Source organism: Peribacillus sp. TH27, assembly GCF_016650915.1.
Taxonomy (GTDB): domain Bacteria; phylum Bacillota; class Bacilli; order Bacillales; family DSM-1321; genus Peribacillus; species Peribacillus butanolivorans.
Map to the genome: position 1 here is coordinate 5,406,522 of NZ_JAEKEV010000002.1, position 13,524 is coordinate 5,420,045.

8 protein-coding genes are annotated in these 13,524 nt (G+C 38.9%); all 8 read left to right on the top strand.

Translation table 11 applies throughout. The features are described from left to right. Nucleotides 1-55 precede the first annotated feature (55 nt). Nucleotides 56-1,903, top strand: coding sequence for a bifunctional homocysteine S-methyltransferase/methylenetetrahydrofolate reductase (locus JFU24_RS27505; protein WP_201185353.1), 1,848 nt, complete (start codon nt 56-58; stop codon nt 1,901-1,903). Next, nucleotides 1,896-5,345, top strand: a complete 3,450-nt coding sequence (gene metH, locus JFU24_RS27510) for a methionine synthase (protein ID WP_201250770.1) — start codon at nt 1,896-1,898, stop codon at nt 5,343-5,345. Before JFU24_RS27505 ends, metH begins: the two co-directional genes overlap by 8 nt. Before the next feature lie 99 nt (nt 5,346-5,444). Next, on the top strand, nt 5,445-6,209 hold the full coding sequence (locus tag JFU24_RS27515; RefSeq protein WP_201185349.1) for a polysaccharide deacetylase family protein: 765 nt from the start codon (nt 5,445-5,447) through the stop codon (nt 6,207-6,209). Between the two features lie 74 nt (nt 6,210-6,283). Further along, nucleotides 6,284-7,054, top strand: a complete 771-nt coding sequence (locus JFU24_RS27520) for a dioxygenase family protein (RefSeq protein WP_201250771.1) — start codon at nt 6,284-6,286, stop codon at nt 7,052-7,054. A 362-nt stretch (nt 7,055-7,416) separates the two neighbouring features. Then, nucleotides 7,417-10,269, top strand: a complete 2,853-nt coding sequence (locus JFU24_RS27525; RefSeq protein WP_201250772.1) for a 2-oxoglutarate dehydrogenase E1 component — start codon at nt 7,417-7,419, stop codon at nt 10,267-10,269. A 1-nt stretch (nt 10,270) separates the two neighbouring features. Further along, complete coding sequence (odhB, locus tag JFU24_RS27530; RefSeq protein ID WP_201224021.1) at nt 10,271-11,542, top strand: 2-oxoglutarate dehydrogenase complex dihydrolipoyllysine-residue succinyltransferase; 1,272 nt, start codon at nt 10,271-10,273, stop codon at nt 11,540-11,542. 247 nt (nt 11,543-11,789) lie between these two features. Continuing rightward, nucleotides 11,790-12,602 carry a DeoR/GlpR family DNA-binding transcription regulator gene (locus JFU24_RS27535; protein WP_201224022.1) on the top strand — a complete coding sequence of 271 codons (813 nt, stop codon included), beginning with the start codon at nt 11,790-11,792 and terminating at the stop codon, nt 12,600-12,602. Next, the gene (pfkB, locus tag JFU24_RS27540) at nt 12,602-13,522 is read left to right on the top strand and encodes a 1-phosphofructokinase (RefSeq protein ID WP_056520708.1); all 921 of its coding nucleotides are present in this window, start codon (nt 12,602-12,604) and stop codon (nt 13,520-13,522) included. Before JFU24_RS27535 ends, pfkB begins: the two co-directional genes overlap by 1 nt. Nucleotides 13,523-13,524 lie beyond the last annotated feature (2 nt).

The window sequence follows — 13,524 nt, forward strand, 5'->3', positions numbered from 1 at the left end:
CTCATACTCATAGAAAACGACAAAAACAGAATTGTTTTTGAGAGAGGGTGTACATATGGATTTTCGTAAAGAATTGAAAGAAAGAATGCTGGTTGGAGAAGGAGCAATGGGAACATTATTATACTCATATGGAATCGATCAATGTTATGAGGAATTAAACTGCACTAATCCTGATCAAATTGAATCCATTCATCGTGCCTATTTAGAAGCAGGTGCTGATATTCTACAATCGAATACTTACGGAGCCAACTTTAATAAATTGAAAAGGCATGGTCTTGAAGATGAAGTAAGCCGAATTAACCGACAGGGAGTTATCCTTGCTAAAAAAGCTGCAAAAGGCAATGCATTTGTATTTGGTACTATAGGGGCTCAGCGAAGTATCCGTAAATCGGATTTAAGCATGGAAGAAATTAAGCGAGGTTTTCGTGAGCAGCTATATAGTCTGCTTATAGAAAATCCTGATGGGATTCTCCTTGAAACATTTTATGATCTGGAAGAACTTGAAACCGTGTTGCAAATTGCTAAAAAAGAAACGGAATTGCCAATTATTGCAAATGTATCGATGCATGAATTAGGTAATCTTCAAAATGGGATCCATTTAAATGAAGCATTTCAAAAACTCGAGCAATTGGGTGCTGATGTTGTTGGTGTGAATTGCCGTCTAGGTCCACATCATATGATTCGCGCCTTGGAAGAAGTGACTTTGCCAAAGCATGCGGCTATCGCTATCTATCCAAATGCTAGCCTACCGGATTACGTGGATGGAAGACTAGTTTATAAAGCAGTGCCTGAATATTTTGGCTCAAGTGCCCTTGAGCTTCGTGAGCAGGGTGCCACGATAATCGGTGGGTGTTGTGGAACAACACCACTTCATATTCAATCTGTGAAAAATGCGATTGGGAGTTTAGTTCCAGTAGAAGAAAAAATGACGAAAGCACGTGAAATCGAAATAATTGAAGTGAATCATAGAGAACTGGAACTACCCCTGCATGAGCAGGCCAAAACTGAAAGAACGATTCTTGTTGAACTTGATCCGCCGAAAAAATTAGGAATTGAAGGTTTTATGGCTGGTGCGGAGGCATTGAAAAATGCGGGTGTTGATTCGATTACATTAGCTGATAATTCACTTGCTTCGCCGAGGATATCTAATGAGGCGCTGGCCAATTTGTTGAAAAACCAATTAGATGTAAATCCAATGGTGCATATTACGTGCCGTGATAGGAACTTAATTGGCCTTCAATCACATTTAATGGGGCTTCAAACGGTGGGGTTGAACGAGATTCTGATTATCACTGGTGATCCTTCAAAAATAGGGGACTTCCCAGGTGCAACTTCAGTCTATGATTTATCGTCATTTGACTTAATTAGTATGGTAAAACAATTTAATGAAGGTCTTTCCTATTCCGGTCAAAGTCTTGGTCAACGGGCAAATTTTAAAATTGCGGCTGCCTTTAACCCAAATGTGAAATATTTGAATAAGGCCGTTCAGCGGATGGAAAAGAAGATTGCTTGCGGTGCTCAGTCCTTTTTGACCCAACCAATTTATTCAGTTGATCAGATTGAAGAGGTTTATGAAGCGACAAAACATATAGATACTCCGATTTTCGTCGGAATTATGCCGTTAACGAGCACACGAAATGCGGAATTTATCCATAACGAAATACCGGGTATTAAATTACCTGATAATGTAAGGCGGGCTATGGCTTTAGCTGGGGATGACCCGATAAAGTCAAGAATGGAAGGTGTGAATATCGCCAGAGAACTGGTGGACGCCGCAAGAGAAAAATTCAAGGGGATTTATTTAATTACACCATTCCTTCGCTATGAAATGACTGCGGAACTTACAAAATATATTAGAGAAGTCGATAGTAAACATACATCAGAGGTGGCAGTACATGAATAAAAAAGCGATTCAAGAACAGTTAAAGTCTAAGATTCTCCTTCTTGATGGTGCAATGGGAACCATGCTACAAGCTGAGAATTTAACAGCAAAGGACTTTGGGGGAGAACAATTCGAGGGATGTAATGAATATTTATCACTGACGCAACCTGAAATCATCCAAACCATCCATGAAAAATACTTAGCAGCAGGTGCCGATATTATTGAGACAAATACCTTCGGAGCCACGAGCATCGTTCTTGAGGAATACCAAATAAGTACGATTGCTTATAAGCTTAATAAAATTTCAGCTGAACTTGCCGTGAAAGCTTGTGAAAAATATTCAAATGATAAATGGCCAAGATATGTTGCTGGTTCAATGGGACCAACAACAAAAACACTTTCTGTTACAGGAGGAACCACATTTGATATTTTAACCGATTCTTATGAAGAACAGGCACTCGGTCTATTAGACGGTGGTGTGGACCTGTTGTTAGTGGAAACCTGTCAGGATATGCTTAATGTTAAGGCTGCCTTTTCTGGAATAAAAGCGGCCTTTGCTAAAACAGGGAAAGAAGTGCCTGTCATCATTTCGGGGACAATCGAACCGATGGGTACGACCCTAGCCGGTCAGTCCATTGAAGCGTTCTATTTATCAGTTGAACATATGAAGCCTGTGGCTGTTGGTTTGAACTGTGCGACAGGACCAGAGTTCATGATAGACCATATTCGGACGCTTGCAGATATATCAAACAGCGCCATTAGCTGTTATCCGAATGCAGGCCTACCTGATGAAGAAGGTCATTATCATGAATCCCCGACTTCCCTTGCAGAGAAAATGAAGCAATTTGCAGAAAAAGGCTGGGTCAATATCATTGGGGGCTGCTGTGGAACAACACCAGAACATATTAAAGAGCTTTCTAAGGTTCTAGAAGGCGTACAGCCCCGTGAAATGAAGGAATCAGCACATGGTCATGCCGTATCAGGAATTGAGCCACTTATTTATGATGATTCAATGCGTCCCTTGTTCGTCGGTGAGAGAACGAACGTCATCGGATCTCGTAAATTCAAGGAGTTAATTCGTGGGAAGCATTATGAGCCAGCTGCCGAAATTGCTCGTGCTCAGGTGAAGAAAGGCGCCCATGTCATTGATATTTGTCTTGCTGATCCTGATGGTGATGAGTTAGGTGATATGAAGGAATTCGTCGAAGAAGTTGTCAAAAAAGTGAAAGTACCATTAGTCATTGATACTACAGATGAAGCCGTTCTTGAACAGGCTTTAAAGCATTCTCAAGGAAAGTCAATTATTAATTCTATCAACCTTGAAGATGGTGAAGAGCGCTTTGAAAAAATTGTTCCACTCGTTCATCAATACGGTGCTGCCGTTGTGGTAGGAACAATTGACGAGATTGGAATGGCCGTTGATGCTGAACGGAAAATTGAAGTGGCTACCCGCTCTGTGGACTTGCTAGTAAATAAATATGGCCTAAACGAAAGCGACCTCATTTTTGATCCGCTTGTTTTCCCTGTAGGTACGGGAGATGAGCAATATATAGGCTCTGCTTTAGAAACGGTTAAAGGAATTAAGGCAATCAAAGAGAAATTTCCAGAATGCTTAACGATTCTTGGAATTTCAAATGTGTCATTCGGCCTCCCATCACGCGGAAGGGAAATTCTAAATGCCGTTTTCTTATATCACTGTACAAAGGCTGGTCTTGACTACGCAATTGTGAATACGGAAAAACTTGAACGTTTTGCTTTGATACCGGAAGAGGAAGTGAAACTGGCCGAAGCACTCCTGTTTAATACCTCCACAGAAACATTAGCTATCTTCACTGAATTTTATCGTGGAAAAAAAGCGGAGAAGAAAGATAATGGTGTTATCCTTCCGTTAAACGAACGTTTAGGTAACTATATTATTGAGGGAACGAAAGAAGGCTTAATTGAAGATTTAAATAAAGCAATCGAGCGTGGGGACGCTCCATTAGAAATCATCAATGGACCATTGATGGATGGGATGAGTGAAGTGGGTAGGTTATTTAATGATAATCAGCTCATTGTCGCGGAAGTACTTCAAAGTGCCGAGGCGATGAAGGCTGCTGTCTCACATCTTGAACCACTCATGGAAAATGCTGAAGATAGTGCTAAGAAAGGTAAGATCCTTTTAGCGACTGTCAAGGGTGACGTACATGATATTGGTAAAAACCTAGTGGATATCATTCTTTCCAATAATGGCTATGAAGTCATTGACCTTGGAATTAAAGTCGCACCACAACAAATTATTGAAGAGGTCCGAAAACATGAGCCTACTATCATAGGCCTGTCTGGATTACTTGTAAAATCAGCACAGCAAATGGTTTTAACTGCCCAGGATTTAAAACAGGCAGGGATTGATACTCCAATATTAGTGGGGGGAGCAGCATTATCCCGTAAATTCACTGATTTCAAAATTTCACCAGAATATGGCGGTCCTGTTTTATATTCCAAAGATGCTATGGATGGATTAGCTGTCACGAATATTTTACATGATTCCAACAAAAAGGTTGTCTACTTAGAGGAGTTAGTTGCAAAACGGGAAAAATCGAAAGCCAATGCGGCAATTGCAGCAACCATGGAAAAACCAGTTCGCAAGCAAACACCAGCAGCTCCGTTAAGCAATGTCCCGGTTCAAAAACCGCATGACATCAAAAGACATGTTTTGAAAAATTATCCATTAGATGTCATCCAACCATATATTAATAGGCAAATGTTAATTGGTCATCATTTAGGATTAAAAGGTAAAGTTGCTGAGCTGGTGAAGCAAGGGAATGAAAAAGCAATTCAACTGAATGATTTGGTTGATGAGCTGATTGAATTCTTAAAGGCAGAACCAGACTACGGGTTAAATGCTATTTATCAATTTTTCCCTGCTCAAAGTGATGGAGACCAGTTATTCATTTATAATCCGGATAATCATCAGGAAGTATTGGAAACTTTTGATTTTCCTAGACAAGATACAAGTCCACACCTTTGTTTGGCGGATTTTGCGAAGCCGGTTTCTTCCGGGGAAATGGATTATGTTGGTTTCTTCCTCGTTACAGCTGGTAGAGGTATCAGAAAATGGGCAGAACAACTAAAACTTGAAGGTGATTTCTTGAAAAACCATGCTCTTCAATCACTGGCTCTTGAAACTGCAGAAGGATTTGCAGAAAGAATCCACCAATTGATGAGAGATGACCTGGGTATAAGCGATCCTATAGAAATGTCAATGAAAGAGCGGTTCGCAGCCAAGTATACCGGTCAAAGGTTTTCATTTGGTTATCCAGCTTGTCCAAATCTGGAAGACCAAGAAAAGCTATTCCGTTTGTTACAACCGCAGGATATTGGAGTAGAATTGACTGAAGGATTCATGATGGAACCAGAGGCTTCTGTTTCAGCTATTGTATTTGCTCATCCTGAAGCGCGTTACTTTAATGTCGATCGATAAGCAGTGAGGAGACAGCGGTATTTTTTACCGCTGTCTTATTGCGCATGAAACCCCTGAATTAGTACACCTTAATGGTCAAAAGGAAGGGGATACAACTATATGAGGAGTCTATTTCGACTATATCTTTTCATAATGGGTGCTTTCATTATCTTGGTTATGACAGGTGAACCGCCAGTTCTAGTACACGCAACAATTCCGGAAGAAATAACACCGCTTGTAAAAAGTAAAGAAGATCAGAAAATTGCATATTTGACATTCGATGATGGACCGTCTACGAATACGATGGATATTTTAGATATATTAGATCGATATCATGTTAAAGCTACCTTTTTTGTAAAAGGTAATGAAGAACCTTACGCAAAACAATGCTATAAAGAAATGATTTCCCGGGGTCATGAAATCGCCCTCCATTCCTATACACATGATTATTCTATTGTTTATCGGTCAACGGAAAGTTTTTTTCAAGATCTGAATAGGCTTGAAACCATGCTTGAAAAAGAGTATGGGGTAAAGAGCCGTATTGTACGTATACCGGGTGGTTCAAATAATCATCTTAGACATCAGGTTACAACTAGACCAATCATTAATGGAATCCTTCAACAATTATCAGAAAAAGGTTATATTTACTTTGATTGGAACATCGATTCAACAGATGGCATCAGTCCGTCGATAAGTGAGCAACAAATCATTACCTCTGTGAAAAGAGGATTGAAAGATCAAAAGCATGTTAATATCTTATTACATGATATCAATAGTATGAAAAATACGGTAAAAGCATTGCCGGATATTATAGAAAACCTAAAAAGAGAAGGGTATACCTTTGATACGATTGATGAGACAACTCCTAAAATACAATTTAAATGATGAACTCAGTGTTTATATATAGTAAATTAAGGTATAGGGATAAGAGATTACATGGGAAAGGATATATCGTTTCTATGATGCCATCATTGTTTTTATCACATGGAACACCTCTATTAGCATTGGAAAAGAACAGCTACACTTCTTTTTTAAAGGAATATATGAAAGTTATGAATAAACCAACTGCAATCGTTATCCTGTCAGCACATTGGGAAAGTAAGGAGCAGTTGATTTCAGCAGTCAGTAAACATGAAGTTATTTATGATTTTGCCGGTTTTCCTGAAGAAATATATCAGGTGACATATCCCGCTTCGGGATGTCTAGAGTTATCCGATAAAATATTAACCCTATTGTCAAAAATAGGGGTATTAGGGGAACTAGATGATAGGCGTCCGCTCGATCACGGGGCATGGGGACTTTTGCATATTATGTACCCTGAAGCCGATATCCCTATCGTATCATTGTCTATTAGTCCCTATCTTCCATTTGCGAAGCAATATGAGATCGGCAAAGTATTGGGGGATCTTAAGAAAAGTAATGTCCTTATTATCGGGAGCGGTGGAATTGTCCATAACTTTAACCATATTCAGGAAGATATGCATGTGGCAGAGGGATGGGCAATCAGTTTTGAGGAATGGGTAGAAGAAAGGATCATGAATTGGGATATGGAGACTTTGGTTAACTATGAGCAAATGGCTCCTTATAGTAAAGATGCTGTACCTACAAAAGAGCATTTTATTCCATTAGTCATCGCCATGGGATCAGGGGATGACAACAAAAAGCCAAAGCTGTTACACCGGACTTTCCAATATGGGAATCTGAGTTTAACAGCTTGGCAGTTTGACTGATTTTAAAGGGTTTTTGGTATGGTAAAATATACCTGGTAATAATCAAAATGCAAAAATACAAAAATCTTTTTTTAGCGAAAAAGGACTTAAATGAGCAATAAAGTCTGTTAAAGGCGTAATATGACGAATTAAGCAGAAAAATAGTTTCAAAAAGGGTGAATAAAGTGTTTTAACCTTTGGATATTTCGACAAAAACATGTTAATATAACATCTGAAAACGTTTTATCCTTTAAAATTTTATTATTCAATAACCAAATTTGTTTATTATTTATTATATATTTGGGGAAAATTTAGAAGTAAGAATTTGGGGATGGATAAAACGAAATGAAAAAAATTATGAGAAAAATTTGGGGGTTTACAAAATGACCATCAAGGACGCTAAGGCATACGACCCATGGAAAACTTTTTCAGGTCCAAACCTTGGGTATGTCATGGAGCAATACGATCTATTTCAAGCCAATCCGGAAGAAGTAGATCCGGAACTGAGAAACTTTTTTGAAGTATCAGGTCCTCCTTCATTAGATGTATCGGCTGAAGTAACTATCGGAAATGCACCAACTGTACAAACTGGAGAAGTTCTTCCTATGAAGAAAATAATGTCTGCAGTAAAATTAGCGGAAAATATCCGTGCATATGGACATCTAGCTGCAAATATTTATCCTTTAAAAGAAGAAGCATTAGACACGGAACAAATTCACTTCGAAAAATATGGGTTGACTGCAGATGATTTAAGAAAAATCCCGGCTGAGTTTATTTGTCCCGAATCACCTAATGATGTGAAAGACGGATACGAAGCCGTACAATACCTAAAACAACTTTATACAAAAACGATAGCCTTTGAATTTCACCATGTTAATGACCTGGACGAAAAGCAATGGCTTACTGATATGGTCGAATCCGGAAACATGTTCCCGGAAGTGGCTAAAGAGAAAAAAGCATTATTACTTAAACGCTTGAATGAAGTTGAAGGTTTCGAAAAATTCCTTCATCGCACATATGTAGGGCAAAAACGTTTCTCTATTGAAGGACTAGATACTTTAGTACCGATTTTAGATGAAATGATTTCACAGACTGTTCAAAATGGAACTGGAAATGTAAATATTGCGATGGCTCACCGAGGACGTTTAAATGTACTTGCACATGTTCTAGGAAAACCATATGAGGTTATTTTTTCAGAATTCCAACATTCACCTAATAAAGATTTAGTTCCTTCCGAAGGTTCAACCGGCATTAATTACGGATGGACAGGAGATGTTAAATACCATTTAGGTCTGGATAAACAAATTACTAAAGCAAATATACAAAAAGCAAGAATTACTCTTGCCAATAACCCAAGTCACTTGGAAGTAGTTGGTCCAATCGTGGAAGGGTATTCTCGTGCGGCCCAAGAAGACCGTACAGAAAAAGGCTTCCCGGTTCAAGATATTTCAAAATCACTTGCAATCCTGATTCATGGTGATGCAGCATTCCCTGGTGAAGGAATTGTACCGGAAACGTTTAACTTAAGCCGTCTGCGCGGTTACCAAGTTGGCGGAGCTATTCATATCATCGCTAATAACATGATTGGTTTTACAACGGAAAGTGAAGATTCACGCTCAACTAAATATGCTAGTGATTTGGCTAAAGGCTTTGAAGTGCCTATCGTGCATGTGAATGCTGACGATCCAGAAGCATGTATGGCTGCAGTAAACCTTGCTAACCAATATCGCGAAAAATATAATAAAGATTTCTTGATCGATTTAATCGGTTACAGACGTTTCGGTCATAATGAAATGGATGAGCCATTGGTTACTCAACCTGAAATGTATGCATTGATTCATAAGCATCCAACAGTTAAAGAACTTTATGCTAAAAAACTAATTCAATCTGGCGAGTTCACAGAAGATGAAGTTAAAACAGTGGCAGAGCAAGTAGATACAAAACTGGCAGATGCTTATGCGAGAATTTCTGGAAATAAACCAGAAGCTACTAAAGAATGTAACCCGCCGGGCATTATTGAAAAAGGACTTCCTACTATTGAAACAGCTGTATCAAAAGGAGAACTTGTTTCAATTAATGAAGAACTTGTTAAATGGCCAGAAGGATTTACACCTAATAAAAAATTAGGAAAAATCCTATCACGTCGCTTAGATTCATTTGGAGATGACGGTAAAATTGACTGGGCGCATGCTGAAACACTTGCATTTGCATCCATTTTGAATGACGGTACTCCAATTCGTCTAACTGGACAAGATTCAGAGCGTGGAACATTCGCACAGCGTAACATTATGTTGCATGACAGTGTTAATGGAAAAACATATTCACCACTTCACACACTTGAAACTGCTAAAGCTTCTTTCGCTGTTCATAACAGCCCGCTTACTGAAACAGCAGTTCTAGCGTATGAATATGGTTATAATGTATTCGCACCTGAAACACTTGTTCTTTGGGAAGGTCAATTCGGTGACTTTGCAAATACAGCACAAGTAATCTTTGACCAATTTATCGCGGCAGGCCGTGCAAAATGGGGTCAAAGATCAGGTCTTGTTATGCTGCTTCCACACGGATATGAAGGACAAGGACCAGAGCATTCAAGTGCCCGCTTGGAACGTTTCCTTCAATTAGCAGCTGAAAACAACTGGACAGTTGCTAACTTAAGTTCGGCAGCTCAATACTTCCATATCCTTAGAAGACAAGCTAAGATACTGGAACAAGAGCAAGTACGTCCACTTGTCATCATGACACCGAAGAGTATGCTTCGTAATCAGGTGATGGCTTCTACAGCTGAAGAATTCAGTGTAGGTAGTTTTGAATCATTCGTTGAAACAAAAGCATTGGGCAAAAAACCAAAAGCAGTAGAGCGCATTGTTTTTGCAACAGGTAAATTGGTTGTTGAACTTCGTGAAAAAGCAGCAGCTGAAAAAAATACGGATTGGTTGCAAATCATCAGTATCGAAGAGATTTATCCATTCCCGTTCACTGGCGTTCAAGAAGCATTGAAAAAATATACCAACCTAAAAGAAATCTTCTGGGCACAAGAAGAACCGAAAAACATGGGAGCTTGGACATTTGTTGAACCTCGCTTAAATGCAGCGGCACCAGGTAACCTTTCTGTAACATATATCGGCAGAAAACGCAGATCCAGTCCGGCTGAGGGAGATCCACTAGTCCATAAAAACGAACAACAACGGATTATGACTCAAGCAATAACACGCAATAATGAGGGGGAGAAATAAAATGGCTGAAGTAAAAGTACCTGAATTAGCAGAATCAATTTCTGAAGGATCTATTGCGCAATGGTTAAAACAACCCGGTGACCGTGTTGAAAAAGGTGAATATGTCCTTGAACTGGAAACTGATAAAGTAAACGTAGAAATCATTTCAGATTATACTGGTACGCTTACAGAACTTTTAGCAGAAGAAGGCGATACAGTCCAAGTTGGACAATCTATCGCTATCGTTGATGAAAATGGAACAGCAGCAGCAGCAGCGCCAAAGGCGGAAGCTCCTAAGACTGAAGAAGTGAAAGCAGAACCAGTTAAAGCGGAACAAGCGGCACCTGCACAAGAAGCTCCTAAAGCAGAAACGAAAGAAGCATCTTCAACTCAGCAAGTTATTGCTTCACCAGCGGCAAGAAAATTGGCTCGTGAAAAAGGAATTGACTTAACTCAAGTGCCTGTTGTTGATCCACTAGGTCGTGTACGTGTACAAGACGTAGAAGCAGCAAGTAATGCCCCTGCACCTGTAGCAGCACCTAAGCAAGCAGCTCCTGCAGCTAAACAAGCAGCAGCTCCTGTTGAAGTGAACGATGACCGTATTGAAGTAGTGAAAATGACTCGCCGTCGTCAAACTATCGCTAAACGTCTAGTTCAAGTTCAATCTGAAGCTGCCATGCTTACAACTTTCAACGAAGTCGACCTTTCTGCTGTTATGGAATTACGTAGCCGTCATAAAGATTCTTTCGTTAAAGCTAATGATGTTAAACTTGGTTTTATGTCATTCTTTACTAAAGCTGTTATTGGAGCTTTGAAAAAGTATCCATTATTGAATGCTGAAATCAAAGGCGACCATATTCTGAAAAAGAACTTCTATGATATCGGTGTAGCAGTATCCACTGATGAAGGATTAGTTGTTCCTGTAGTAAGAGACGCTGACCGTAAAAGCTTTGCTGAAATCGAACAAAACATTTCGGATTTAGCTGTTAAAGCGCGTAACAACAAATTAGGACTTTCAGATTTATCTGGTGGTACTTTTACTATCACAAACGGTGGAACTTTCGGTTCCCTTTTATCTACACCAATTTTGAATGCTCCACAAGTTGGTATCCTAGGGATGCATACAATTAAGACACGTCCAATCGCTGTTGGAGATCAAATCGAAAACAGACCAATGATGTATCTTGCATTATCATATGATCACCGTATCGTTGATGGAAAAGAAGCAGTTGGTTTCTTAGTAGCAATCAAGGATATGCTTGAAGATCCAGAACAACTTTTACTTCAAGGTTAATTAGTAAAATTATTAAAACCCTCTGTCATCATGACAGAGGGTTTTTTTGATGCAGGAAGATAAATACATATTTTCATAGGGAAGAACCGTCTAATCAAGGTAATAGGAAATGAAATTCTTGAAAGGGTAAATGAAAAAATTAATAAATGCTTAAATAAATAATGATTTTGATTTTAATCTTTAAATGAATGTTTTTGAATGAATTAGATGGAGAAAAGTGAATGAATTTGAATAAATTTAAACGTTTATGATTGATTATTCTATCTTTTTCATATATGATGATGGTATTAAACTGGAGGTGGGCGAATTGTTGACAACAGAAAGGCACCAGTTCATCATATCGCTTCTTAAGAAACAAGGAACGATTAAGTTGCAGGAGCTTGTAGATCTGTTACATGCATCAGAATCAACCATTCGAAGAGATTTAGTGCAGCTCGAAGAAATGAAGGCATTAAAACGTGTGCATGGCGGAGCGGCATTGCTTCAAAGAAAAGGCCTGGAGCCTTCAACAATGGAAAAGCAAAATAAAGCAATAGTTGAAAAACAAAGTATAGCCAAGTTAGGCTCATCATTTGTTGAGAAGAATGATTGTATTTACCTTGATGCAGGTACGACCATATCAGAAATGATTCCCTATTTAAAAGATAAAAATGTAACGGTCTTAACAAATGGCCTTATGCATATTCCAAAATTGATCGAGTTAGAAATCAAAACTGTTTTAGTAGGTGGAACGATTAAATTCTCCACTAATGCAGTTATAGGCAGCACCGCTGTACAGTTTCTAAACGAATATCGCTTCGATAAATGTTTCTTAGGTATGAATGGTATCCATCAAGAAATGGGTTTCACCACTCCAGACCCTGAGGAAGCTTTGTTGAAGAAAATAGCATTGCGACTCTCTAACGAAAGTTACGTGCTTGCTGACAGTTCTAAATTGAATGAAGCTACTTTCGCTAAGGTTGCGGATGTAAGCGATGCCATAATCCTAACTGATAGGAATAATGAAGATGCTATTGCTCAATTCAAAAAAAATCCCAAGATAAAGGTCGTGACTATTTAATGATTTATACAGTAACACTCAACCCATCCATCGATTATCTGGTTGAGGTGGAAAATTTTCAAATGGGCAAGGTGAATCGAACAAGCTATGAAGTTAAATTTCCTGGTGGGAAAGGAATTAATGTTTCCCGGGTGCTGAAAAGACTTGGAAATGATACAACAGCTTTTGGTTTCATTGGCGGACAAACTGGAGAGTTTGTAAAAAGGTATTTAAGACAAGAAGAGATTTTTACGGACTTTACAGAGATAGCAGGAGATACGAGAATCAACATTAAGTTGAAAACTGGAATGGAGACGGAAATTAATAGCCAAGGACCAGTTATTTCAAAGGCGAATTATCAACAGTTATTTAGTCAAATCGAACAGCTGAAAAACAACGATATTCTTGTTTTATCAGGGAGCATTCCATCAAGCGTTCCTTCTGATGTATACGAATCTATGGCTAAAACGTGTTCAGATAATGGCATTAAATTAGTAGTGGATACGAGCGGAAAAGAGTTGTTGAGCGTACTTCAACATCGACCCTTTCTTATTAAGCCTAATCATCATGAACTTGGTGAACTTTTCTCTACTAAAATTAAAAATGTTGAGGATGCAAGCAAATACGGATCTAAATTGGTTGAATCCGGTGCTCAGCACGTAATAGTTTCAATGGCAGGAAGCGGTGCTGTACTTTGCACAGATGGCGATTCATATACCGCTAATGTTCCAAAAGGAAAAGTTATAAACTCGGTGGGTGCCGGTGATTCCATGGTGGCTGGGTTTATTGGAACATATGAAAAAACAGAGGATATTTTCTCTTCTTTTTGTTTCAGTCTTGCATCAGGAAGTGCTACAGCCTTTTCATCCGATCTCTGTACATTGGATAAAATCGAAGAATTATTACCACAAATTGAAATAAATAAGATAACTGGGGGCTGACT

Bases quoted from the DNA above. Each gene is read 5' to 3' on its own strand.
- JFU24_RS27535 (WP_201224022.1), top strand. From the start codon at position 11,790: ATGATTGATTATTCTATCTTTTTCATATATGATGATGGTATTAAACTG.
- JFU24_RS27525 (WP_201250772.1), top strand. From the start codon at position 7,417: ATGACCATCAAGGACGCTAAGGCATACGACCCATGGAAAACTTTTTCA.
- pfkB (WP_056520708.1), top strand. From the start codon at position 12,602: ATGATTTATACAGTAACACTCAACCCATCCATCGATTATCTGGTTGAG.
- metH (WP_201250770.1), top strand. From the start codon at position 1,896: ATGAATAAAAAAGCGATTCAAGAACAGTTAAAGTCTAAGATTCTCCTT.
- JFU24_RS27520 (WP_201250771.1), top strand. From the start codon at position 6,284: ATGATGCCATCATTGTTTTTATCACATGGAACACCTCTATTAGCATTG.
- JFU24_RS27515 (WP_201185349.1), top strand. From the start codon at position 5,445: ATGAGGAGTCTATTTCGACTATATCTTTTCATAATGGGTGCTTTCATT.
- odhB (WP_201224021.1), top strand. From the start codon at position 10,271: ATGGCTGAAGTAAAAGTACCTGAATTAGCAGAATCAATTTCTGAAGGA.
- JFU24_RS27505 (WP_201185353.1), top strand. From the start codon at position 56: ATGGATTTTCGTAAAGAATTGAAAGAAAGAATGCTGGTTGGAGAAGGA.